The organism is Arthrobacter sp. P4_F11, from assembly GCF_056401395.1.
Map to the genome: position 1 here is coordinate 36732 of NZ_JBFUJK010000008.1, position 24214 is coordinate 60945.

General features: G+C 67.5%; 20 protein-coding genes and 1 riboswitch. Of the genes, 8 read left to right on the plus strand and 12 right to left on the minus strand.

Annotated features, from left to right (window positions below; all coding sequences use genetic code 11):
• Positions 1-61: 61 nt before the first annotated feature.
• From rplU to AC1DRO_RS10695, 3 genes are all read right to left on the minus strand, one after another.
• Positions 62-370 (minus strand): 50S ribosomal protein L21, encoded by a 309-nt coding sequence (rplU, locus tag AC1DRO_RS10685; protein WP_018773353.1) that lies wholly within the window; start codon positions 368-370, stop codon positions 62-64.
• 402 nt (positions 371-772) lie between these two features.
• On the minus strand, positions 773-2455 hold the full coding sequence (locus tag AC1DRO_RS10690; protein ID WP_476950784.1) for a bifunctional hydroxymethylpyrimidine kinase/phosphomethylpyrimidine kinase: 1683 nt from the start codon (positions 2453-2455) through the stop codon (positions 773-775).
• Positions 2438-2535: riboswitch (TPP riboswitch) on the minus strand. It overlaps the preceding gene by 18 nt.
• Before the next feature lie 148 nt (positions 2536-2683).
• Positions 2684-5944, minus strand: coding sequence for an Rne/Rng family ribonuclease (locus tag AC1DRO_RS10695; RefSeq protein WP_476950785.1), 3261 nt, complete (start codon positions 5942-5944; stop codon positions 2684-2686).
• A gap of 482 nt (positions 5945-6426) precedes the next feature.
• Here AC1DRO_RS10695 and AC1DRO_RS10700 point away from each other — a divergent pair, with 482 nt between their 5' ends.
• The 4 genes from AC1DRO_RS10700 (at position 6427) to AC1DRO_RS10715 (ending at position 9258) form a co-directional block, all read left to right on the plus strand.
• Positions 6427-7098, plus strand: coding sequence for a vitamin K epoxide reductase family protein (locus AC1DRO_RS10700; RefSeq protein WP_476950786.1), 672 nt, complete (start codon positions 6427-6429; stop codon positions 7096-7098).
• A gap of 165 nt (positions 7099-7263) precedes the next feature.
• A complete protein-coding gene (locus tag AC1DRO_RS10705; protein WP_476950787.1) occupies positions 7264-7809 on the plus strand; it encodes a flavodoxin domain-containing protein in 546 nt (181 codons plus the stop codon).
• A 64-nt stretch (positions 7810-7873) separates the two neighbouring features.
• Positions 7874-8596 (plus strand): dienelactone hydrolase family protein, encoded by a 723-nt coding sequence (locus tag AC1DRO_RS10710; RefSeq protein ID WP_476950788.1) that lies wholly within the window; start codon positions 7874-7876, stop codon positions 8594-8596.
• Positions 8597-8769: 173 nt separating this feature from the next.
• Complete coding sequence (locus AC1DRO_RS10715) at positions 8770-9258, plus strand: hypothetical protein (RefSeq protein ID WP_476950789.1); 489 nt, start codon at positions 8770-8772, stop codon at positions 9256-9258.
• Between the two features lie 139 nt (positions 9259-9397).
• Here AC1DRO_RS10715 and ndk read toward each other — a convergent pair whose 3' ends face one another.
• The 4 genes from ndk to ileS all read right to left on the minus strand — a co-directional run bounded on the left by ndk (position 9398) and on the right by ileS (position 15082).
• Positions 9398-9811 carry a nucleoside-diphosphate kinase gene (gene ndk, locus AC1DRO_RS10720; protein WP_018773361.1) on the minus strand — a complete coding sequence of 138 codons (414 nt, stop codon included), beginning with the start codon at positions 9809-9811 and terminating at the stop codon, positions 9398-9400.
• Between the two features lie 72 nt (positions 9812-9883).
• Positions 9884-10339, minus strand: a complete 456-nt coding sequence (locus AC1DRO_RS10725) for a DUF4233 domain-containing protein (RefSeq protein WP_476950790.1) — start codon at positions 10337-10339, stop codon at positions 9884-9886.
• Positions 10340-10342: 3 nt separating this feature from the next.
• A complete protein-coding gene (locus tag AC1DRO_RS10730; protein WP_223917442.1) occupies positions 10343-11701 on the minus strand; it encodes a bifunctional folylpolyglutamate synthase/dihydrofolate synthase in 1359 nt (452 codons plus the stop codon).
• Between the two features lie 3 nt (positions 11702-11704).
• The gene (gene ileS / locus AC1DRO_RS10735; RefSeq protein ID WP_476950791.1) at positions 11705-15082 is read right to left on the minus strand and encodes an isoleucine--tRNA ligase; all 3378 of its coding nucleotides are present in this window, start codon (positions 15080-15082) and stop codon (positions 11705-11707) included.
• A gap of 447 nt (positions 15083-15529) precedes the next feature.
• Here ileS and AC1DRO_RS10740 point away from each other — a divergent pair, with 447 nt between their 5' ends.
• The gene (locus AC1DRO_RS10740; protein WP_476950792.1) at positions 15530-16585 is read left to right on the plus strand and encodes an endonuclease/exonuclease/phosphatase family protein; all 1056 of its coding nucleotides are present in this window, start codon (positions 15530-15532) and stop codon (positions 16583-16585) included.
• On the opposite strand, the gene AC1DRO_RS10745 is transcribed toward AC1DRO_RS10740, so the two are convergent.
• The 3 genes from AC1DRO_RS10745 to AC1DRO_RS10755 all read right to left on the minus strand — a co-directional run bounded on the left by AC1DRO_RS10745 (position 16582) and on the right by AC1DRO_RS10755 (position 19029).
• Positions 16582-17661 carry a glycerophosphodiester phosphodiesterase gene (locus tag AC1DRO_RS10745; protein ID WP_476950793.1) on the minus strand — a complete coding sequence of 360 codons (1080 nt, stop codon included), beginning with the start codon at positions 17659-17661 and terminating at the stop codon, positions 16582-16584. The two genes, AC1DRO_RS10740 and AC1DRO_RS10745, sit on opposite strands and share 4 nt — an antisense overlap.
• Positions 17662-17832: 171 nt before the next feature.
• On the minus strand, positions 17833-18624 hold the full coding sequence (locus tag AC1DRO_RS10750) for an SDR family oxidoreductase (RefSeq protein WP_476950794.1): 792 nt from the start codon (positions 18622-18624) through the stop codon (positions 17833-17835).
• A 27-nt stretch (positions 18625-18651) separates the two neighbouring features.
• Positions 18652-19029 carry a DUF488 domain-containing protein gene (locus AC1DRO_RS10755; RefSeq protein ID WP_476950904.1) on the minus strand — a complete coding sequence of 126 codons (378 nt, stop codon included), beginning with the start codon at positions 19027-19029 and terminating at the stop codon, positions 18652-18654.
• A 106-nt stretch (positions 19030-19135) separates the two neighbouring features.
• On the opposite strand from AC1DRO_RS10755, the gene valS reads away from it, so the two are divergent.
• Positions 19136-21754, plus strand: a complete 2619-nt coding sequence (gene valS, locus AC1DRO_RS10760) for a valine--tRNA ligase (RefSeq protein ID WP_476950795.1) — start codon at positions 19136-19138, stop codon at positions 21752-21754.
• 90 nt (positions 21755-21844) lie between these two features.
• Here the strand turns inward: valS and AC1DRO_RS10765 are convergent, their stop codons facing one another.
• Positions 21845-22138, minus strand: coding sequence for a putative quinol monooxygenase (locus tag AC1DRO_RS10765; RefSeq protein ID WP_476950796.1), 294 nt, complete (start codon positions 22136-22138; stop codon positions 21845-21847).
• Between the two features lie 286 nt (positions 22139-22424).
• On the opposite strand from AC1DRO_RS10765, the gene AC1DRO_RS10770 reads away from it, so the two are divergent.
• On the plus strand, positions 22425-22898 hold the full coding sequence (locus AC1DRO_RS10770; RefSeq protein WP_243177222.1) for a DUF6325 family protein: 474 nt from the start codon (positions 22425-22427) through the stop codon (positions 22896-22898).
• Position 22899: 1 nt separating this feature from the next.
• Complete coding sequence (locus AC1DRO_RS10775) at positions 22900-23046, plus strand: hypothetical protein (RefSeq protein WP_155855732.1); 147 nt, start codon at positions 22900-22902, stop codon at positions 23044-23046.
• A gap of 473 nt (positions 23047-23519) precedes the next feature.
• Here AC1DRO_RS10775 and AC1DRO_RS10780 read toward each other — a convergent pair whose 3' ends face one another.
• The gene (locus tag AC1DRO_RS10780) at positions 23520-24125 is read right to left on the minus strand and encodes a mycothiol-dependent nitroreductase Rv2466c family protein (RefSeq protein WP_476950905.1); all 606 of its coding nucleotides are present in this window, start codon (positions 24123-24125) and stop codon (positions 23520-23522) included.
• Between the last annotated feature and the right edge of the window lie 89 nt (positions 24126-24214).

Sequence of the window (24214 nt, forward strand, 5' to 3'; positions counted from 1 at the left end):
TTGAAATGCCTGCCTTCAAAAATTCTGGGGAATCTGCTGGAACCTGAACAGTAACGAAGAGTTACTTGATACCGGTGATCTTGACCTTGGTCAGTTCCTGACGGTGGCCCTGACGCTTCTTGTAACCGGTCTTGTTCTTGAACTTCTGGATGACGATCTTCGGACCACGGAGGTCTTCGAGGATCTCAGCCGTAACCGTTACCTTGGCCAGGTCCGCAGCAGCAGACGTGACTTTGTCACCGTCCACCAGGAGCAGTGCGGGCAACTCAAAGGTGCTGCCGGCTCCACCGGGGACGCGGTTCAGGGTAACGAAGTCTCCAACGGAAACCTTCTCTTGGCGGCCGCCTGCGCGGACAATCGCGTACACCACTGGGGAACTCACTTCTCTCGACGTTTATTACTAGATTTGCGTGCGGAACCAGGGGCCAAATTGTTTGGACCGGCTCACGCTGTGCCTCAACGCCGGTGGATTCCCCGGGGGAACCCATGAGCTACCCCCGGAACAAATCCATTTGGAATTCCAAGTGGACTGTTCTCAGGGTCATAACCCAAGTGTTGGCGTAAGCACCGAAGATCTAGAATACGCTAATTTTGCCTTCGGCCGCAAATGAGGCTGGTTCCGGCGGGTAGTCCGTGATAGGCGCCACAGTGACTTGATGCAAAGTCCCCGCCAATGTTCTTGGCCGGGATCTTGACCATCCTGAGCTGTGTTGCCGCAACGACTTCCGGAACCGTGCCCCACCATCGTACCGGTAGTGCGGACCTGCTCGCGTCAGGCGTACAGCCGCGGCGCGTCGAAGAAGTCCACTTCGTAGCGCGATGACTGTCGGAACGCCAGGGCCATGGCCTCCCGCTCGCTCTCCGATGCCCGTCCGGCCGCCGTGTCCGTGTACGCGATGGCCTGCCGGGTCGCGGCGGCGAAGTCCTCGTCGGCGTAGGTCCGCAGCCAGCCGGCGTAGGGGTGCTCCCCGGGGGCGCCGCCGGCCAGGAACTCCCGGTGCAGCGTGGAACCGACCTCGGCGTAGAGCCAGAAGCAGGGCAGCGCCGCCGCCACGAGGACCCCATAGCTGCCGGAGACCGAGGCGGCCAGCAGGTGGTCCACATACGCTTTCGTGACCGGGCCCAGGGTGGAGGCCGTGGGGCGGGTGCTGAGCCATGAACGGTGCAGCTCGGATTCGACTTCCAGGCAGGTCTGCGCCGAACGGGCCCAGAACAGCTGCTCGGCCTCGGTGGGGGCAATCGCCGCGGCCCGGGCCAGGACCCGGGAGTAACCGTTGAGGTAAATGGCGTCCTGGGCGAGGTAGTACGCGAACTCGTGCTCGGGCAAGGTGCCGTCGGCCAGTCCGCGGACGAAGTCGAGGGCGTAGATCGCCTCAAGATCGCCAGTGGCTCCTGCGCGCAGGGCTGCGGCGAACTCCCCCGCCGCCGGACCGTGCCCGGCCGGGCGGCGCTGGCCGGGCTGGCCGCCTTCGGGGGCCTGCCCGCCCTGGAGGTGCTGCAGGTGGTGGAAGTGGTGGACCGGGCCGTTACCGGAGCCGACATCCAGGGCTGAGGCTTCGCGGAGCGCGCCCAGCAGCCACGGCTTGACTTCGCGCAGCGCCGCTTCCCAGTCCCCCACCCGGGCCTGCACGGTGGCCATGGCCGAGGACAGGGAGCAGCCGGTGCCGTGGCTGTTGCGCGTCGCGATCCGCTCCCCCGGCACCACCACCGTTTCCTGGCCGAGCAGGCCGCCGGTGTTGACCAGCGCATCTGGGCAACCGTCCCCGGCACCGTTAGCGGCGTCGGCGTCGTGGCCGTCGAGGTCGTGGGCATGCCCGTCCCCCGGCTCGCCGCCCTGGAGGTGTCCGCCCTTAACCAGGACGGTGGTGCCGGTGAGGGCGGCCAGCCGCTTGCCCTGCGCCAGGGCCTCGGACCAGTCGGCCGCGACGGGCTCCTTGAGCAGGATGGCGAGTTCGGCGAGGTTGGGCGTGATGAGGTCCGCCAGCGGCAGAAGGGCCTGCAGGGCGGCCTCGGCGGATTCCTGCAGGAGCCGGTCCCCGCTGGTGGCGACCATCACCGGGTCCAGGACCACGACGGCGGGGCGCACCTTTTCCAGCCAGCTGCGGACGGCATCGATCACGGCGGCATCACCGAGCATGCCGATCTTGACGGCGTCGATGCCGATGTCGTCGCTGATGGCGTCCAGCTGCGCCGTGAGGAACGCCGCCGGGGGAACGTGGACGGCGCGCACGCCCTGCGTGTTCTGCGCGGTCAGGGCGGTGATGGCGGCCATGCCGTAGCCGCCGTTCGCCGCGATGCTCTTCAGGTCGGCCTGGATTCCGGCACCGCCGGAGGGATCGGAGCCGGCGATGGCCAGCACGCGGGGAATGCGCGGCGGGGCCGGCAGAGACTCGCTGTGCAGAAAATTGAGCGGGAGGAACTCGGACGGATTCGATCTCGCGGACAAGGAAGACATCCCTTCGCCGGTGCTAACCGGACAGGTTCAACGGGTCTGGATCTCAGCCGGCCCGATGCCCGGCACCCCGTGTCAGTGTTCCAGCCTAGCCGCTGCCACCCGGAGGACCCGTTAACGCACGAGCGGGCCCGGGCCTGGGCGGACGTATGTTACGTCTGCCCTGACCCGGACCCGCAGCCCGACCAGTCGAAATAATGACTGGACGGGGACGTGGTCAGTCGCGGTGGACTACAGCTCCGACGCCGGCACGCCGACGCCGAGGATGATCGGCTCGTTGCCGGCCGGGATGGACGCAGGCCTGGCCGCAGCGGGAGCCTTGGCCTCGTGGACCGATCCGGCCGCAGCCGGCCGGGTTGCCTCGCGGTGCTCCACGGAGGTTTCGTTGGCTGCGCCCTGGGCGCGGCTGGCACTCCGGTTGCGGCGCCCGCGGCGGCCGCGCAGCGTTGAGGTGTTAGCTGTGCGTGACGCCGGCGCCTCCCCAGCGCGGACGGCCGACGGCGCCTCGGGCGCCGTGGCTTCCGGTGCGGCAACAGCCGTTGCCTGACCGGCCTCCGGGCCGGCGGCCTGGTCCGGCTTGCCGGCCTCGGCTTCGCCCAGGTTTGCGAAAGCTTCGGTCAGCAGGTCCAGGGTCAGGGCCGGTGACGGCGCGTCCTCCGCGTGCTCGACGAAGGGCAGGGCCACCTGCTCGCCGCCAAACGTCAGCACCGTTGCGGGGCGGCCGGCTGCCTCGTCGGCGGCTGCGAGCTGCGTGACGGCGTCGACGGCGGCCTGGCGGGCCCCGGCTTCGCTGGCTGCGGCTGCCTCCCCGTCGTGCAGGTGCGCGGCGTGCGCTGCGGCAGCGATGTTGGCCAGCGCGGCACGGGTGGCCTCGGCCTTGGCGTGGCGTTCGGCCTCGGTGGGTTCGGCGTGGACGGGCGCGGGTGCGGCCGGCGCGGTCTCTCCGCCCTGGCCTCCCCTGCCGCGGCGACGGCTCTTGCGTTCCGGGCGGGCAGCAGGCTGCGCCTCGGTGCGCGGCACATAGTGCTCCGCGGCGACCGTGTTGGCGCGGCGGTGCTCCACCGGCTCGTCGTGGGTGACGATGCCGCGGCCCGCACATGTTTCGCACTGTTCGCCAAAGACTTCCAGCAGCCCGGTGCCCATCCGCTTGCGGGTCATCTGCACGAGGCCCAGCGAGGTCACCTCGGCCACCTGGTGCTTGGTCCGGTCCCGGCCCAGGCACTCCACCATGCGGCGCAGCACGAGGTCGCGGTTGGATTCGAGCACCATGTCGATGAAGTCGATCACGATGATGCCGCCAATGTCGCGCAGGCGCAGCTGCCGGACGACTTCTTCGGCCGCTTCCAGGTTGTTCTTGGTGACGGTTTCCTCGAGGTTGCCGCCGGAGCCGGTGAATTTGCCGGTGTTGACGTCGACCACGGTCATGGCTTCGGTGCGGTCGATCACGAGCGAACCGCCCGAGGGCAGGAAGACCTTCCGGTCCAGGGCCTTGTGGATCTGCTCGTCGATGCGCCAGGCCGCGAAGATGTCCGTGTCCTTGGTCCACTTCTCGAGCCGGCCCACGAGGTCCGGTGCGACGTAGGTGACGTAGGCCTCGATGGTGTCCCAGGCTTCCTCGCCGGAGACGATCAGCTTGGAGAAGTCCTCGTTGAAGACGTCCCGGACCACCTTGATGGTCAGGTCAGGTTCGCCGTAGAGCAGCTCGGGGGCGAGGATCTTGGTGGACGTCGACTGGCTCTCGATGCCTTCCCACTGCGCGCGGAGGCGGTTGATGTCGTGCGTCAGCTCTTCCTCGGAAGCTCCCTCGGCCGCGGTGCGGACAATGACGCCCGCGTCCTCGGGCAGGCGGTCCTTGAGGATCCGCTTGAGGCGGTTGCGTTCGACGTCGGGCAGCTTGCGGGAGATGCCGGTCATGGAACCGCCGGGCACGTACACGAGGTACCGGCCGGGCAGTGAGATCTGGCTGGTGAGACGGGCGCCCTTGTGGCCGACCGGGTCCTTGGTGACCTGGACCAGCACGGAGTCGCCGGACTTCAGCGCGTTCTCGATGCGGCGCTGCTTGCCCTCGAGGTTGACGGACTCCCAGTTCACTTCACCGGCGTAGAGCACGGCGTTGCGGCCGCGGCCGATGTCCACGAAAGCGGCTTCCATGGAGGGCAGCACGTTCTGGACCTTGCCCAGGTAGACGTTGCCGATCAGGGAGTCCTGCTGGGTCTTGGACACGAAGTGCTCGGCCAGGACGCCGTCTTCAAGGACACCGATCTGGATTCTGTCGTCGCGCTGGCGGACGATCATCTGGCGGTCCACGGACTCGCGGCGGGCCAGGAACTCGGCCTCGGTGATGACGGTACGGCGGCGGCCGGTGTCGCGGGATTCGCGGCGGCGCTGCTTCTTGGCTTCCAGGCGGGTGGAGCCCTTGACGGATGTGACGCGGTTGTTCACCGGCGCCTCGGCCATGGCCCGCGGCGCACGGACGCGGGTCACCGTGTTGGGCGGATCGTCGCCTTCCCCGCCGGTCAGCTCCAGGTCCTGGTCTCCACGGCGACGGCGGCGGCGGCGGCGGGAGGTCACACCGTCTTCAAGGATTACCTCGGAGCCTTCGTCGCCCTCTTCTTCGGTGCCTTCCGACTCGGTGTCGGACTCGGCAGAGGTGCGGGTGCGGCCGCGCCGGCCGCGGCTGCGGCGCCGACGGCGGTTGCCGGCGTCCTCGTCCTCGTCGCCTTCCTCATCCTCGGGCTCAGCTGCTGCGGCGGCAACGGGGGCCGGACGCACCACAGTGCTCAGGTCCGGGGCCTGGAAGATGACGGAAGTGAGGGCACCCGGTTCCATGAACAGCGACGCGGCCGGGCTTTCCTCGGGGCGGGCTTCCGGCTCTTCAGGCTGGGCTGCGGCGGTTTCCGCGGTGGGTGCTTCCGCAGCGGCGGCTTCTTCGGCCGGGAGTACTGCCGCGGGTGCTTCTTCGGCCTTCGGGGCGGCCTTGGCACGGCTGGCACGGCGGCGGACCGGCTTCTCTGCAACCGTCTCTGCGGCCGATTCTGCGGCGGCAGCTGCGTCGGTGCCAGCTGCTGCGGGGGCCTCAGCCGCGGCAGGTGCGCCGGCTTCGGCGTCGCCGGCGAAGGCAGGCAACGGTTCCGGGGCTGCTACAGCTTTCCGGGTCCGGGTGCGCCGCGCGGGCGCCTTGGCCGCAGTCTCGGCTGCAGCAGTTTCAGATACAGCAGCTTCGGGTTCAACAGTGTCAGATCCGGCTGCTTCGACGGTTGCCGGCTTACGGCGGCCCCGGACGGGCTCATCTGAACCGGCCGCGTCGGCCAGGGCCGCGGCTTCGGCAACAGCCTCGGCCGCCTCCGCGGCGTTGACCCTGGCGGCGGGCGCCTTCCGGCGGGTCCGTACGGCCCTCTTCGGCGCTACCGGAGCCTCTGCTTCCGCAGTTCCCTGTGCTTCCCCGGTGACTACTAGTTCTTCATTTCCGGCTACTACCTGGTCATTATCCATATGTGGCGACACTCCTGCCCCTGATGCGCCGCCACATTCGGCGCCCCTTGGGGCAAATATGCGTCAACACCCGCAGGCATTGACAGAAGTCAATTGAATACCCTCAGGTTCGCACCGGCAGTGGGGTGCGGCAGCCCTGGAGGGCCGGCGAGATTGTTTTGGAACCCGTTGACCTACACGCCACAACCAGGTGCCGTCCAATGGCATTGCGGGACAGCTGGAATCAGAGGATCCGCAGCTCCCTGCTCATCATTGGCGGTCTTGAAACAAAATCGCCGGACCGGAATCCGGATGTGGATCGGGTTCCAGCCACGATCATTGTCTCACAGGAGCCGTGAAAGCAGGGGCAGGCGGGGCCGGAAGTGCAGCAGTTGCGGCCGGGCGCGGCCGGCGGGGCCGTTCTCCGGCGCTGCTCAGCCTCCGGCGTTACAATCGGGGCAAGAAGCACCCGGTCAAGACGACTAAAGAAGGACTCAATTTCCATGCCCAGCATCTCCAGCACTGCCGGCGACGCGACCGTGCACCAACCGGGTTCCGGCCCGGCCCCCACGGCGCGGTCCCTTCCCACGATGACCCGCGACCGCCCGTTCGCCTGGCTCCTGCTGATCACCGGCGTCATCGGCTGGCTCGCATCCGGGGCCCTGGTGCTGGAGAAACTGGAGGTCCTGAAGGACCCGAACCACGTCACGGTCTGCGACGTGAACCCGTGGATCTCCTGCGGCCAGGTCATGCAGACACCGCAGAGTTCCGTGTTCGGCTTCCCCAATATGTTCATCGGGATCGTCGCCTTCGCCGTGATCATCACCACGGCCATGGGTATCCTGGCCGGCGCCCGGTTTTCCCGGTGGTACTGGCTGGGGCAACAGGTGGGCGTGACGCTGGGCTTCGCGTTCGTGGTCTGGCTCTGGTCCCAGGCCCTGTACGCCATCCACATCCTCTGCCCGTTCTGCATGATCGTCTGGGCCGTGATGATCCCGCTGTTCGTCTGGGTGAGCGTCCGGAACATCTCCCACGGCGTGATTGCCCTGCCCGCCGGTCCCACCAAGGTGATCGGCGACTCCGGCTGGATCATTACGGCGCTGCTGTACGTCGCCGTCGTCGCGACGATCTTCTTCGCCTTCATCCAGGTTTTCATCGGTACCTCCGGCTACTAAACGCCCCAACCGCATCGAAGAGACTGTTAAGGCCAATGCTCGCGCCGGGCATTGGCCTTAACTGTCTCTTCGGTGTGAGGCTCCGGGCCCATCTCGGGACTTATGGCACGACCCCGCGCGCGCAGGTTACATAAGGCTGGAGGAAGGAAGACCGGAGGCCTCTTGATGACTGTTCTTATTGCGTATGCAAGCGCCTTGGGGTCCACCCGGGAGATGGCACAACATATGGCATCCCGCATGGCGGGTGCACTGGGCGAGGTAGAGTGCCGGTCCGTGGAGGACGTCGGGGCCCTCTCCCGCTATGAGGCTGTCGTCGTCGGCAGCGCCGTCCACAACCAGGCCTGGCTGCCCCCGGCTTTGCTGTTCTTCAAACACCATGCCCGCGAGCTGGCCAGTCGGCCCGTGTGGGCCTTCAGTGTAGGGATGGCGGATGCGCTGCCTAAGCCCATTCGCCGGCGCGGCGCGGCAATGCAACAGGAACGTCTGGCAGAAGTCCTGATCAAAGAAGTTCCGCTTCGAGGCCACAAACTCTTCTCCGGCGTCTACCAGGCCGGCCAGATGTCGGCACCGCTCCGGGTGTTGTTCAGGCTCACCGGCGGCCGATTTGGGGATTTGCGGGACTGGGCGGCAGTCGACGAATGGACGGATCAGATTACGGCCCAACTCGCTAAACCTGCTTCGTCCACGTCTTCAGGCAGCATCACAGGCTAATGCCATCGAGACTGCGCATCCCGGCCGCGGCGCCCGGCGCGGTGGTGCGTGCACGGGAGGACCCATGACCGTTGTGAGCATTCACGCCGAACGAGGGGACATGCCTGCCTACGCGGCGACGCCGGCCGGTGCCGGTCCGTGGCCCGGCGTCGTCGTCATCCATGACGCACTCGGCCTGAGCCGTGACACCAGAGACCAGGCCGACTGGCTGGCCGGCGAGGGGTTCCTCGCCGTGGCACCTGACCTGTTTTACTGGGGCAGCAGGGCGGCCTGCTTGTGGTCCCTCATCCGCGGCTGGCGGCCCCTCGGCGACCTGGACCTCACCCGCGCGTGGCTGGCCGGACGGGACGGCTGCACCGGCCGGATCGGCGTGATCGGCTTCTGTATGGGCGGCGGGTTCGCCCTCATGCTGGCCCCGGACCATGACTTCGCCGCGGCAAGCGTCAACTACGGCGGACTCGATGACGGGACTGCCCGCGCACTGCCCCGGGCCTGCCCCATCGTTGGCAGCTACGGCGCCAGGGACCGCTGGCCCGGAGTGCGCAAGGTCCCGGCGCGTCTGGAGCCGCTGCTCGCCGACGCCGGGATAGACCATGACATCAAGGTCTATCCCGACGCCGGTCACGGCTTCCTCAACAGGCATGGCCCGTCGGAGCTCACATTCGGGGACAAGGTGCTCGTGAAGCTGGTTGCGGCCGGTTACCACGAGCCCTCCGCCGAGGACGCGCGCCTGCGCATCCTCGGCTTCTTCCGGGAACACCTGACCAATGAAGGGGAAGCGCGATGATGCACCCTGCACCGAGGGGAGCCCTGCTGGCAGCGGGCGCTGTGGCCGGTTTCACTGCCGGCTACCTGGCACTCGTGCGGCCACGCCTGCTTCGCTGGGGCGCGACCGCTGACGAAGTGCGGGGACCTTACCCGGGCGCGGGGTTGATTCCGGGCAGCACCCGAGGGGCGACCATGGCGGTGACCATCGATGCGCCCCCTTCCCACGTGTGGCCCTGGCTGGTGCAGATGGGAACGGATCGCGCCGGCTGGTACAGCTGGGACCGTCTCGACAACTTCGGGCGCCGCAGCGCAGAGAGCATCCATCCCGAGTGGCAGGAGATCGCCATTGGTGACCGCCTGGCGGCGAGGCCCGACGGCAGCGAGTGGTGGGCGGTCGCGGCGCTTGAACCCGAGCGGTTCCTGGGCCTGCGTATGTCGATCGATCTCCGGGGGCGTCCCTTCGACCCGGCACGAACCCGGCCGCGCTATTACACCGACTCGCTCTGGGGATTCGAGCTGCGGGCGTCCCCGGGTGAGCGCACCCGGCTGGTAGTCAGCGGGTCCTGGTCGCTACAGCCACAATGGCTGCAACCCATCCTGAGCATCACCATGCTGGAGCCCGCGCATTGGGTCATGCAGACCCGTCAGTTCTCGAATCTCGTGCGCCTCGCCAGCCGTTGAAAGGTCTCCACGGCTCGGAGCGGGCTGCGAAGCCCCACCCGCCGCGAGGTGCCAGAGCGCGAGGGGACAGTTAAGGCCAATGTCCGGTACGAACATTGGCCTCAACGGTTCCCTCGGTGGGGGTGTCCCGAAATTCGGGCTAGAACCAGATCTTGATCTCGCGCTCGGCGGATTCCGCCGAATCCGAGCCGTGGACCAGGTTCTGCTGGACCTTCAGGCCCCAGTCGCGGCCGAAGTCGCCGCGGATGGTGCCGGGCGCCGCCGTCGTCGGGTCCGTGGTACCGGCCAGGGTGCGGAAGCCCTCGATGACGCGGTGGCCCTCGAAGATCGCGGCGACCACGGGGCCGCTGAGCATGAACTCAACAAGCGGCTCGTAGAACGGCTTGCCGACGTGCTCCTCGTAGTGCTGCTCCAGCAGTTCGCGGCTCGCGTCGACTTTCTTGAGCTCGGCCAAGGTGTAGCCCTTGGCTTCGATCCGGCTCAGGATGGCGCCGGACAGGTTGCGGGCGACTCCGTCGGGCTTGATCAGGACGAGGGTGCGCTCAATGCTCACAGCTGCTCCAATGTGTTGGGGTGGGATTTAGGTCAAGTCTACGGGGTTCGCGCCAGGTGCCCGGGCACAGGTTCAGGCTCTATTTCCCGGCGCGGGGCCCTGGCGGTGGGCGGCATCCCAGTCGGCCTGCTCGCGCTCCCGCTGGGCAGCTTCCCGGTCAATCCGGATGCCGGTCCGGATCCCGTACCACCACGCCACGGCGAAGAGCGCGCCGACGAGGTACATGGCCGGTTCCACGATGCCGCCCAGGATCAGCACGAGCTGCAGGACCCAGCCCAGGGCCACTCCCCAGGGCTTCGAGAGGACAGCGCAGGTGAAGACGAAGACCAGGCACAGGCCGATCCCGACCGAGAAGACCAGGGCCGCAGGGTATTCGTTCCGGTGCAGTCCAAAGACGGCCAGTGTTCCGAAGAGCACCACGAATGCTTCCAGCAGCAGGACCGTGGAGGCAAACATGACCTTCGTGGAACGTCGTTTCTTGGGCATGCCCGGGCGCCATTCGCGTTGGGCTTTGGTGAGTTTCGCCATCGCTTACGCGTCCGCCTTTCCGAGCAGGATCCGGGCGTCCGCGACGAGCGTGATGGAACCGGTCACGAGGACCCCGCCGGCGGGCTCGTCGTCGGCTTCGGCCCGTTCCACGGCCCATTCGAGGGCGTCATCGAGCTTCCCGGCGACGTGGATGTTCTCCTCGCCGAAGCCCAGGTCAACCGCGATTTCGGCCAGGTCCTCGGCCGGGACGGCCCGGGGCGAGTTGGACTGGGTGAAGCAGTATTCGGTGGCGAGGCCGCCCAGGGATTCCTTGAGCTGGCGCAGGATCTCCTCGGCGTCCTTTTCCCGCAGCACGCCGACCACCACCACCAGCTTGGTGAAGTTGAAGGCCTCGTGGATGGCCTCGGCGGAGACTCGGATGCCCTCCGGGTTATGGGCGGCGTCCACAATGATGGTCGGCGCGGTGCGGACCACCTCAAGCCGACCCGGGGAGGTGACGGAGGCGAAGGCCTCCTGCAGGATCTCGGCGTCGATCGCCTTTTCCCCGCCAAAGAACGCTTCCAGCGCGGCAATGGCGACGGCGGCGTTCTCGGCCTGGTGCGCGCCGTGCAGCGGCACCAGCAGGTCCTCGTAGCGTCCGGCGATGCCCTGGATGGTGACCATCTGGCCGCCGACCGCGACGGTGCGGGATTCGACGCCGAACTCCACGCCTTCGAAGCGGAACGGCACGTTGACTTCCTTGGCCTTTTCCAGCAGGACCTGGGCCGCGTCGACCGGCTGCGCCGCGCTGATGAGGAAGCTGCCGGGCTTGATGATGCCGGCCTTCTCGTAGGCGATGTCCCCGGTGGTGTCGCCCAGCAGATCGGTGTGGTCCAGGGAGATCGGGGTGACGACGGCCACCTGGCCGTCGCCGACGTTCGTGGCGTCGGTGATGCCACCCAGGCCCACTTCGATCACGGCGACGTTGACCGGCTGATCGGCGAAGACCGCGAAGCCCAGGATGGTCAGGCACTCGAAGTAGGTCAGCCGGGGCTGGCCCGCCGCCTCGAGCTCGCCGTCCACGATCTGCAGGTAGGGACGGATCTCGTCCCAGATCCGGACGAACGTCTCATCCGGCACCGGGGCGCCGTCGATGCTGATCCGCTCGGTGACCTTGGACAGGTGCGGGCTCGTGTAGCGGCCGGTGCTCAGGCCGTGGGCGCGCAGCCCGGCCTCGATCATCCGGGCCGTGGAGGTCTTGCCGTTCGTGCCTGTGACGTGGATGATCGGGAACGCCTTGTTCGGCTCCCCCAGGATTTCCATGGCCCGGTGCAGCGGGGCGAGCCGCGGCTCCATCTTGTTTTCCGGCGCCCGGCCCAGGAGCTCGGCGTAGACGCTTTCAACGGAGAATTCGTCGGTCATGGTTTAGGCTCCAACTTTCTTGGCAACGCTGACCTGCGGGTCCTTGATGTCGGCCGCGAGGGTTTCCAGCTCGACGGTCAGGGTTTCGGTCTTGACCAGCTCCGCGTTGGCCAGCAGCGCCTCGACGACGTCCTGCTTCGCCGTGACGGACGTGCTGATCCGGTCGCTGACATTGAGTCCGGCGTCCTTGCGGGCCTGCTGGATGGCGCGGACCATGTCACGGGCCAGGCCCTCGGCTTCCAGTTCCGGGGTGACCTCGGTGTTGAGCACCACGAACCCGCCGCCGGGCAGGACCGCCGCTGCGCGGGATCCTTCGCCTTCCGCGGCCTCGGCCACGACGGTTTCCAGGGTGTACTCCTGCGGCTCGAGGTCGAGGCCGCCGGCGGTGACCACCCCGGCGTCGCTGACCGACCAGTCGCCGGACTTGGAGCCCTTGATGGCCTGTTGGACGTTCTTGCCCAGGCGCGGGCCGGCGGCCCGGGCATTGACTACGAGCTTCTGCTCGATGCCGAACTCCTCCGGGGAGGCGTTCTCGGCGTCCAGCAGGCGGACCGAGCGCAGGTTCAGTTCATCGGCGACGACGCCGGCGAAGCCGCCCAGCGCGTCCGCGCCCGGTGCCACGACCGTGAGTTCCTGCAGCGGCAGGCGCACGCGCAGGTTCGCGGCCTTGCGCAGCGAGGAGCCGGTGGAGCAGATCTGCTGCACCCGGTCCATCGCCTCGACCAGGCCCGGGTTGGCAGGGAACAGTCCGGCATCCGGCCAGTCGGCCAGGTGCACGGAACGCCCGCCGGTGAGGCCACGCCAGATCTCCTCGGAGATCAGCGGCAGCAGGGAGGCGGCCACGCGGGTGACCGTCTCCAGCGCGGTGTAGAGCGCGTCGAAGGCGTCCACACTCTCGTCGAAGAAGCGCTGGCGGCTGCGGCGGACGTACCAGTTCGTGAGCATGTCCAGGTAGCTGCGCAGCTCGTCGCAGGCGCCGGAGATGTCGTAGCTGTCCAGCTGGGCGGTCATGTTCCGGACCAGGTCCCCGGTGTTGGCCATGAGGTACTGGTCCAGGGTGTCGGCGTAGCCGTCGTAGCGGAGCTTGGCGTCGTAGCCCGACCCTTGTCCTGCCGCAGCGTTAGCGGCGTTCGTGTACAGCGTGAAGAAGCTGTACACGTTCCACAGCGGCAGGATGACCTGGCGGACGCCGTCGCGGATCCCCTGCTCGGTGACCACGAGGTTGCCGCCGCGCAGGATCGGGCTGGACATCAGGAACCAGCGCATGGCGTCGGAGCCGTCGCGGTCCAGGACCTCGGAGACGTCCGGGTAGTTGCGCAGGCTCTTGGACATCTTCTGCCCGTCCGAACCCAGCACGATGCCGTGGCTGATGACGTTCCGGAAGGCCGGACGGTCGAACAGCGCGGTGGAAAGGATGTGCAGCATGTAGAACCAGCCGCGGGTCTGGCCGATGTACTCGACGATGAAGTCCGCCGGGTTGTGCGTGTCGAACCATTCCTCATTCTGGAACGGGTAGTGGACCTGGCCGTAGGGCATGGATCCGGAGTCGAACCAGACGTCGAGGACGTCCTCGACGCGGCGCATCACGGACTGGCCCTCTTCCGGGGTGCGCGGGTCATCCGGATTCGGGCGGGTGAGCTCGTCAATGAACGGCCGGTGCAGGTCCACCTGGCCGGCCTTGTTCAGCGGCAGGCGGCCGAAGTCGGCCTCGATCTCGGCCAGGGAGCCGTAGACGTCGGTGCGCGGATAGTCCGGGTCGGTGGACTGCCAGACGGGGATGGGGCTGCCCCAGTAGCGGTTGCGGCTGATGGACCAGTCGCGGGCGTTGGCTAGCCACTTGCCGAACTGGCCGTCCTTGACGTTGCCCGGGATCCAGTTGATGTCCTGGTTGAGCTCGGACATGCGGTCCTTGAACTTGGTGACCTCGACGTACCAGGAGGACACGGCGCGGTAGATCAGCGGGTTGCGGCAGCGCCAGCAGTGCGGGTAGCTGTGCTCGTAGCTGGCCTGGCGGACCAGGCGGCCCTGGGCGCGGAGCACCTGGGTGATGGGCTTGTTGGCCTCGAACACCTGCAGCCCGGCGATTTCGGCGAGGTCGCCGTGGCCGAACAGCGGCAGGAACTTTGCGCCTTCGTCGACCGAGAGGACCACGGGGATGCCGGCCTCTTCACAGATCTTCTGGTCGTCTTCGCCGTAGGCGGGGGCCTGGTGGACGATGCCGGTGCCGTCGGTGGTGGTGACGTAATCGGCCACGAGGAAGCGCCAGGCGTTCTCGGTGCCGTACTTTTCGGCGTCGTGGAAATAGTCCCAAAGCGGCTCATAGCTCAAGCCGTTTAGCTCGGCGCCGGTGTGGCGGGAGGTGATGGCGGCCTCCGCGGCGGCGGCGCCCTCGGCCCCGTCGCCGTAGCCGAGGTCCTTGGCGTAGGCGGCCAGGAGGTCAGCGGCGAGCAGGAAGCTGCCGGTGACTGGCGCGTCGGCCGCGGCGGCCTTGATCCCGTGCGGGCCAGCCGGCAGGACCACGTAGCTGATGTCGGGCCCGACGGCGAGCGCCAGGTTGGTGGGCAGCGTCCAGGGTGTGGTGGTCCAGGCAAGTGCCTGTACCCCGGCGAGCTGCCTGGACAGCTCCGAGTCCCCTGCCGTGATGGGGAACGTGACCGTGACGGTCTGGTCCTGGCGGTTCTTGTAGACGTCGTCGTCCATGCGCAGCTCATGGTTGGACAGCGGCGTCTCGTCCTTCCAGCAGTACGGCAGGACGCGGTAGCCGTTGTAGGTCAGGCCCTTTTCGTGCAGCTGCTTGAAGGCCCAGAGCACGGACTCCATGTACTCGACGTTCAGCGTCTTGTAGTCGTTTTCGAAGTCCACCCAGCGCGCCTGGCGGGTGACGTAGCTCTTCCATTCGTCGGCGTACTTCATGACGGAGGCGCGGCAGGCGTCGTTGAACTTGTCGATGCCCATGGCCTCGATCTGGGTTTTGTCCGTCATGCCCAGCTGCTTCATGGCTTCCAGCTCGGCGGGCAGGCCGTGGGTGTCCCAGCCGAAGCGGCGCTCCACGCGGCGGCCGCGCTGGGTCTGGTAGCGGCCCACGAGGTCTTTGGCGTAGCCGGTCAGGAGGTGGCCGTAGTGCGGCAGGCCGTTGGCGAAGGGCGGGCCGTCGTAGAAGACGAACTCGTTGGACCCGTCCTGACCAGCATCCCGCTGGTCGATGCTCGCCTGGAAGGTGCCGTCCTGGTCCCAGTATTTGAGGATGCGCTCTTCGATCTCCGGGAACTTCACGGAGGCGGATACGCCGGAGGTGTTGGACGCAGAAGTGTTGGAAGTTGCGTTTGACGCAGAGGTGGTGGAGCCGGCGCCTGAGGCGGAGGCCTTGGGGTAATAAGTCATCTCGACATCCTGGGTTGAGCTGGTGAACACATGCATTCAGGATGCGAGGACGGCCCTGTTGTCTTCCGACACTACGGACCGCGGTACCACCTCACTTACCGCCACCGGTCCGCTCCCCTTCGCGAAGGGTCGTGCACCGGCGTCGGCCGCTCATTACTGCTGTGACGGGCTTACCCGTCCGGTTCTACTGGCCCGCGCGCGCACCGTGGCGATTAAGTCTCCACCTCACGCGAGGGCGTTCTTCCGGAAGCTCACCGGTGATAGCCGGGTCAAAGCTGCTACGTCGATGGTACCGGAGAAAATAGTGCGTTTCACTGCCCCGCTGCAGCGACGTTCAGTGCCACTGCGTTTCCCGGTGCGGCAAACTCCGCTGACAGGGGGCGACGCCGGCGGTCCGACTGCATAGACTCATGCCATGACCGTCCCCCGGCCGCCCCGGGCCTACCCGTGAAGCGCCGCAGCGCCAGCCGCCGGTGGCACGTGTCCTCTGCCCTTTGCGCCGCGCCCGTTGCCGTGGTGTCCGTGTTCCGGGCGGTCCCGGCGCCGTGGCCTGCCCCGGTGGTCCAGCTCGTGGCCTTCACGCCCTGGTTCGTGCTTCCCGCGGGCGCGGCCTTCCTGCTGGGGCTGCGGGCGCGCCGTCCCTGGCTTGCCCTCCCGGCCGGCGCCCTCCTGGCCTTGCAGCTGCTCTGGCTGTTCCCGCCGGACCAGGTGGCGGACCGGCTTCTGGCCCGGCAGACGGATCCCTTGCAGGGACAAGAAGAGTCCATCGGACAGGGCACGGGACAGCGGCCGTCGGCCGAACTGAAGGTCATGACCCTCAACGCCTGGAAGGGCCAGGCGGACGCCGCGGAAGTTGTCCGGCTGGTGCGCGAAAACGGCGTCGGGCTCCTTGCCGTCCAGGAACTCTCCCCGGCCCTGGAGAGACGGCTGGATGCGGAGGGACTGGGCGCGCTGCTTCCGCACCGGATCAGCCGCTCGAGGGACGGCGCGGGCGGCGGCGCCGTGTACTCCGCCCGCCCGATCATTCCGGTGGACTCCGTGGACGGTTCCGCCTTCCACATGCCCACGGTGCAACTGGAGCTCGACGCCGGCGGCCGGCTGGCCCCCCTCGCCGTGACCAACGTGCACACCAAGGCGCCCGTGTGGGGCCGGGCCGGGCAGTGGCGGAGCGAATTGGCCGCCCTGGGCCGCCTTGCCGCCCGTCCCGGCAACATGCTGCTGCTGGGCGACTTCAACGCCACCCTCGACCACGCCGAGTTCCGGCAGATCCTTCAGGGCCCTGACGGCACCGGGCCCGGCGGCCCCCGCGTCGACGCCGGCGCCGCGGCCCTGGCGCGGCTGGTTCCGACCTGGCCGATGGCCGGGCCCCCGCTGCCGGGCGTGGTGATCGACCACATCGTGACCGGCCCGCAGGTGGGCAGCAGCGGCTATGCCGTGCTGCCGGTGGCCGGGTCGGACCACGCGGCGGTCCTGGCCACATTGTCCGTCCCCGCAGCGGACTAGCTGCGCGGCAGTTTCATGCCGGACTCGGCCATCACGTCCCGGAGCCGCTCCGGGTAATCCGTGATCAGCCCGTCCACTCCGGCACCGATGAGCGCCCGCATGGTGGGCTTGTCATCAACGGTCCACGGAATGACCTGCATGCCTGCCGCGTGGGCACGGCTGACCATGTCGGCGGTGACGTAGGGAACATAGCCCGGATCCGTCACGGCGCCGTCCTGCGGCGTGCCGTGCACGGGAGAGATGGCGTCGAAGCCCAGGGAGGAGGCTGCGGCGACGAGGTCACCGCCGAAGTCATCGGCGTCGATGCCGCCCAGCCACGGCGACTTGCCGGGCTGGCCTGCCTGGAGGAAGTCCTTGTTGGTCAGCGCCACGGTGCGGATCTGGGGATCCTGCTGCTGGACCAGGCGCAATGAGCCCCAGTCGAAACTCTCGATTGAGACCCGGCTCTGCATGTGGGCGGTCCTGATTTCGCGGAGCGCGACGTCGACGAACTGCTCCCGCGGGGCCGTTTCCTGCGGCGTCCCTGCCTCGACCTTGGTTTCGATGTTGAACTTCACCTGGCTGGCGCGGTGGGAGTCCGCCAGGGCGAAGACCTCGGCCAGCGTGGGCATCTTGGCGCCCGGCGAGGCCGTCTGGCCCGGGAACTGGGGCAGCGTGAGGGTGCCGCAGTCCAGGCTGCGGACCTGCGCGAACGTCAGGTCCTTGATGTATTTGCCCACGTAGGGGAACTGTGGGTCGTTCGGCGTGACAGGAGCCGTGTCCAGGCACTTCTGGCCGCTGATCTTGCGGTCGTGGGTGATGACCTCGTGGCCGTCCTTGGTGATCTGGAGGTCCAGTTCGAGGGTGGAGACGCCGGTCTCGATCCCCTTGGCGAAGGAAGCCAGGGTTGACTCGACAGTCAAGCCGATGCCGCCGCGATGGGCCTCGAGGTCAAAGTGGCTGCCCTGGCCGTTGGGGTTCGTGTCGGCCGCGTTTGCCTGGCCAGCGTTTGCCTGGGCAGCGTTTGCCTGGGCGGCGGCGGTGAGGAGCAGGGCTGCGCTGAGTACGGCAGCGCCGAGCTTCGTCGGGGTTCGCATGGGAAAGTTCTCCACTCTGGTGGTGTGCAGTTGCATGCGCCACCTTGCCCAACCCCGGCCAACTCCGGACCAGCGCAGCCTGACCTGCGCCCCACGCCACGGTGAACGTCAGGTGTCGCCGCCGGACGTCCCGGCCCCGGGCCCCGCCCTTGGCCCCGCTCCTGGCCCGCCCTACTGGTTCTTGCGGATCAGCTTGTAGTTGGCCGCCTGCGCCACCGGGCGGATCACGATCTGGTCCAGGTTGATGTGGTGCGGCGCGACGACGGCGTAGCGGACCACATCGGCGACGTCCTCGGCGGTCAGTGGCTTCTCGACTCCCTGGTACACCTTGGCCGCCGCGTCCTGGTCGCCGAGGCGGTTCAGGGCGAATTCCTCGGTCTGCACCAGCCCGGGGGCCACCTCTATCACGCGGAGGTTGTGCTCAGCCTCTTCGAGCCGCAGGGCGCCGGTCAAGGCGTGCTGGGCGAACTTGGCCGCGTTGTAGCCGCCGCCGCCCTCATAGGCCGAGAGCCCTGCGGTGGAGGTCAGGTTCAGCACGGTGCCCTCGCCGCAGGCACGCAGCATGGGCAGGAACGCGCGGATCAGCTTCATGCTGCCGAGCACGTTGACCTGGAACATCCATTCCCAGTCCTCGGTCTTGGCCCCGGCAACCTTGTCGGCGCCGCGGGCACCACCGGCGATGTTGATCAGCGTGTCGATGCCGCCGGCGCGGGTCACCTCATCGAGCAGCCGGGCCACATCGGCGTCGTCGGTCACATCGGCGGGAAGGGCGACGGCGCCGGTTTCGGCGGCGAGCGCTTCGAGCCGGTCGGCACGGCGGGCGACGGCGAACACGGTCCAGCCTTCCTTGCGGAGCGCACGCACGGTGGCCTCGCCGATTCCGGTGCTGGCGCCGGTGACTACTGCTGCTTTGGCTCCTGCTGCAGTAAATTCTTGTGTGTTGTTGTCGATTCCCTCAGTCATGGGACCACAGTAACGGCAATGCCGGGCTCATTTCCTGCTGTTGCTGCCCCGCTCGAGGAACTCCTGCAGCACCCGGGCATGGTTGGTCTCCGGGTCCCGGGCGCCGTAGAGCAGCGTCACTTTCCCGTGCTCCGCCGCGAGGTCCCGGAGTGTCTGCACGGCCGGGTTGCCCTCGAGCTCGGCTTCGTAGGCCGCCCGGAAGTCCGCGAACCGTTCCTGCATGTGCCCGAATTCCTTGCGCAGCGGCGGGGAGGGCGCCACGTCCTTGAGCCAGAGTTCCAATTGGGCCCGTTCCTTGCTGACTCCGCGCGGCCAGAGCCGGTCCACCAGGACCCGGCAGCCGTCGTCGTCGGCAGGGTCGTCATAGATGCGCTTGATCGCGAAGTTTCCGGCAGACGTCTCCATACCGCTGGACACTATTCCAGTGTTTTGCCTTCGCATAGTGCGGTTTACTGCAGCGGACTGTAGCGATTGGGTGAAACGGACTGTAAGGAACTGCAACAATTGACCCATGGCTGAAGACAATCAGGGTACAGACACGCCCACCACCGCCCCCATCAACGTTCCGGACAAGCCCGCCCTGGAGGGGCTGGAAGAAGCGCTCACGCAGCGCTGGCTTGACGAAGGGACCTACAAGTTCAACCCGGACACCACCCGGGAGCAGGTCTACTCGATCGACACTCCCCCGCCCACGGCGTCGGGATCCCTCCACGTCGGACACATGTTTTCCTACACCCAGACCGACGTCCTGGCGCGCTACCAGCGTATGACCGGCAAGAACGTCTTCTACCCCATGGGATGGGACGACAACGGCCTGCCCACCGAGCGCCGCGTGCAGAACTACTACGGCGTGCGCTGCGATCCCGCGATCGCCTACGACGCCGGCTACCGTCCCCCGGCCGAGCCCGCTAAGAACCAGCGCGACTTCGACGTCATCTCCCGCAAGAACTTCATCGAGCTGTGCGAGGAGCTCGCGGTCGAGGACGAGAAGGTCTTCGAGCACCTCTTCCAGACCCTGGGCCTGTCCGTGGACTGGGACCTGACCTACCGGACGATCGATGACAAGTCCCGCGCCATCTCCCAGCGGGCCTTCCTGGCCAACCTGGCAGCAGGCGACGCGTACATGGCCGAGGCCCCCACCCTGTGGGATGTCACGTTCCGCACCGCCGTGGCCCAGGCCGAGCTTGAGGACCGTGAGGTCGCTGGCGCCTACTACCGCTACCCCTTCTTCACCGAAGACGGCGAAAAGATCTTCATCGAGACCACCCGCCCCGAGCTGCTGGCCGCCTGCGCCGCGCTCGTGGCGAACCCCGACGACGAGCGCTACAAGCCGCTGTTCGGCAAGAAGGTCACCTCTCCCCTGTTCGGTGTCGAGGTAGAGGTCAAGGCCCACCCGCTGGCCAAGGCGGACAAGGGCTCCGGCGTCGCCATGGTCTGCACCTTCGGCGACCTCACCGACGTCACCTGGTGGCGCGAACTGCAGCTGCCCACCCGCGCGATCGTGGGCCGCGACGGCCGCATCATCAGCGAGACCCCGGAGTGGATCACCACAGAAGATGGCCGCGCCAACTTCGCGGCCATCGCCGGCAAGACGGTGTTCAGCGCCAAGGAGTCCGTGGTGGAGCTCCTGGCCGCCGCGGAACTGCTCGACGGCGAGCCCAAGAAGATCATGCACCCGGTGAACTTCTTCGAGAAGGGCGACAAGCCCCTCGAGGTCGTCACCTCACGCCAGTGGTACATCCGCAACGGCGGACGCGACGAGGACCGGCGCGAACGGCTGATCGGCCGCGGCAACGAGATCGAGTTCCACCCCGCCTTCATGCGCTCCCGCTACGAGAACTGGATCTCGGGGCTCAACGGCGACTGGCTCGTGTCCCGCCAGCGCTTCTTCGGCGTGCCGGTACCGGTCTGGTACCCCCTGGATGCCGCCGGCAACCCCGAGTACGACGCGCCGATCGTCCCGTCGGACGCGCAGCTGCCCGTGGACACCGCGGCGGATGCGGCCCCCGGCTACGAGGAAGCCCAGCGCGACGTGCCCGGCGGTTTCACCGGCGACGCGGACGTCCTCGACACCTGGGCCACGTCCTCCCTGACCCCCCAGATTGTGGGCGGCTGGAGCACCGACGAGGCGCTCTTCGCCAAGGTCTACCCCTTCGACGTGCGCCCGCAGGGCCATGACATCATCCGGACCTGGCTGTTCTCCTCCGCCGTCCGCGCCGACGCGCTGCAGAAGACCGCACCGTGGAAGCATGCAGCCATCTCCGGCTGGATCCTGGACCCGGACCGGAAGAAGATGTCCAAGTCCAAGGGCAACGTCATTGTGCCCACGGATGTGCTGGAGGAGTACGGCTCCGACGCGGTGCGCTACTGGGCTGCCTCGGCCAAGCTCGGCGCGGACACCGCCTACGAGATCGCGCAGATGAAGATCGGCCGCCGCCTGGCCATCAAGCTGCTCAACGCCTCCAAGTTCGTCCTGAACCTGGGCGCCACCGAGGACTCGGTCGTCTCCGGCGACCTGTCCGTGCTGAGCAACCCGCTGGACCGGGCCGTCCTGGCCCAGCTCGCAGACGTCGTCGAGCAGGCGACCAAGGCATTCGAGGGCTACGACTACGCCCGGGCGCTGCAGATCACCGAGAGCTTCTTCTGGAACTTCACCGACGACTACGTGGAGCTCATCAAGGACCGTGCCTACGGTGCCGCCGGCGAGGAGCAGCAGGCATCCGTGCTGGCCGCCCTCGCGACGAGCCTGGACACCCTCCTGCGGCTCTTCGCGCCGTTCCTGCCGTTCGCCACGGAGGAAGTCTGGAGCTGGTGGCGCACCGGTTCCGTGCACCGCGCCCAGTGGCCCTCCGCCATCGCGGTCGACGGCGACACGACCCTCCTGGCCACGGTGGGCACCGCGCTCAGCGGCATCCGCAAGGCCAAGTCCGAGGCCAAGGTCAAGCAGCGCACCGAGGTGCTGTCCGCGACGATCACCGCCTCGGAGTCCCTCACGACCCAGCTCAAGGCCGGCCTCGCCGACCTCAAGGCCGCGGCCAACGCCCGTGAACTGGCGCTTGTCGCCGGCGAGGGTGAACTGGCCGTCAGCGACGTCGTGCTGGCACCGGCCGAGCCGCCCGTCCAGGCGTAGTCTCCGGCGGAAACAACACGAAGGGGCCCTCGGTCCGGTTCAGGGAAGCAGTTCTGATCCGGCGGGGCCCCTTCGGCGTCGCGGGGAGGCTCAGACCGCGAAGGACGTCTCGAAGTGCGTCAGCACCGGCGGGGCGGCCAGGAGGTCTGCCAGCCCGCTCGCGCCGTCGCCTGCGCGCCAGGCGCGATAGGCAGCATCGTGTTCCATCGATACCCACTGTTCGACCACGAGAAAATGCGCCGGATCCTCGCTGTCGACCAGCACGTCGACCCCGAGGCAGCCGTCAAAGGCGCGCGTATCGGAGAGAATATCGCGGAGCACCGCGGGCGCCGTGGGCAGGGCTTCGGCTTTGACGTTCAAGTCGAGATGGGCTCTAACGGGCATGGCGCTCCAATGTTCGCAGGTGGGGACAGGACAAAACCGGGTACAACCGGGCGGGTTGCCCGGAGATCACGGCACGGTGACCGCTGCCCCGTCATTGGAAGCAACAGCCGGGCCGCCGGGCTTGTTCCTTCGGCCCGGAACCCGGGGCAGCACAAGCAAGTCCTATCGCTGAGGCGTGAGGTCACCCGGCACGGGTGAGGCGCCGCACCTCACCGGGGGCACAGAATGAAGGTGCAGCGGTCCGTCGGATCGCCTCGAACCCCAAGAAGAAGCGGAGGTCATACGCATGACTGAGACACTCGATGAACTGGGGCCGGTCGACTGGATCGTCGTTGAATTCCCCGGACCCGATTTCGGCAAGGGCCAGATCGCCCCGTTCCTGGAGGACCTGGTCCAGCGTGACCTCGTCAGGGTGCTCGACATGGTGTTCCTGAGGAAGATGGAGGACGGCACACTCGAGACGGCGGAGATCTCCGACCTCGACCCGAGCGAGCTCGGCGAGGTGCGCACGGCCGAGGCCGACCTGGCCATGGTGCTCTCTGAACAGGACGTCATGGACCTGGCCGAGACGATCGCGCCCGGCCACTCCGCCGCGGTGCTCGTCTGGGAAAACCTCTGGGCGGCCCCATTCGGCACGGCAGTCCGCAAGGCCGGCGGCCAACTCGTGGCCAGCGGCCGGATCCCGACCCAGGCCGTCATCGCCGCCTTCCAGGCCGACGCTGAAGACCAGTCCCCTGAAGAAGCGATAGAAGGAGCCTGACATGCCACTGGCAGCACGACGCAGACGCAGGACCGCCGCCGCCGTCGGCGGGGCCGTTGTCGTCGCCCACGGGATCAACCGTCGCGGCGACCGGCGCGAAGACCGCCGTGACGACCGCGGCGACCGCCGGGAGGACCGCCGCGACTAACACCACGGAGCCAGTCCCCCGGCACCCTCAGGTGCGCATGACCCGCCCCGGGTCGTGCGCACCTGCACAATGCCCACTCCGCACCCGGGGAAGCGCCCTTGGACGGCGTTATTGGGCCCACTGTTTTTGGGCAAGGTGTTTTTGGGCAAAGGGGAAGCCCCATCAGCGTTTAGCGGTTGGTGGGGCTTCGACTTTTCGATTGTCACGTGACGTCTTAGACAATCTGGCGGGATCCTTAGACTTTCAGGTCTTCCTACCTCGTCACTGGTAGCCATCATCTGACTTTGCCGAAGGCTGCGTCGGATGAGTGTCACTGAATCTTTGGTTCCTGCGTCCCTCTTCTTTCGAAGTGGGTAAGTTCTATTGTTGTCCCCCGGCCTGCCGTGCACAAGAGCCCCGGCAGAACTACAACAGAGTAGTTCTGCCGGGGCTCCCGGGAGGCCAGGCAGCGGCCCGGCCCGGCCTGTTCAGGCCTAGTTAAAGACCGGGCTTTCGGTACGGCTGCGCTTGATTTCGAAGAAGTACGGGAAGGATGCCAGGGTCACCGTGGCGTCCCAGATCTGTCCTGCTTCCTCGCCGCGCGGGATGCGCGTCAGAACCGGGCCGAAGAAGGCCGTGCCGTTGAAGGCGACGACGGGTGTGCCCACGTCCTGACCCACCAGCGAGATGCCTTCCTCGTGGCTGGCGCGCAGCTTTGCATCGAATTCGTCGCTCTGGCCCGCGGCCGCAAGCTCGGCCGGCAGTCCGGCCTCGGCCAGCGACTTGGCGATGACCTCGTCAATGTCCTTGATGCCTTCGTTGTGGATCTTGGTGCCCATGGAGTCATAGAGCGCCTTGATGAATTCGGCACCGTGCTGTTCAGCGGCGGCGGTGATGACGCGGACCGGAGCCCACGCCTTCTTCATGAACTCGCGGTACTGCTCGGGCAGTTCCTCGCGGCCCTCATTGAGCACGGCGAGGCTCATGACATGCCACTCGGTCTTGATGTCGCGGACTTCTTCGACTTCGCCGATCCAGCGGGAGGTGACCCAGGCGAAGGGGCACATCGGGTCAAACCAGAAGTCGGCTTTGTTGGTCATGGTTTCAGACACAGGTGTTCTCCTTAGGGAAGTCTGCGGGGAAAGCGCCGGGGCGGATCACGCACACGGCGCGCTAAGGATTACAGCGA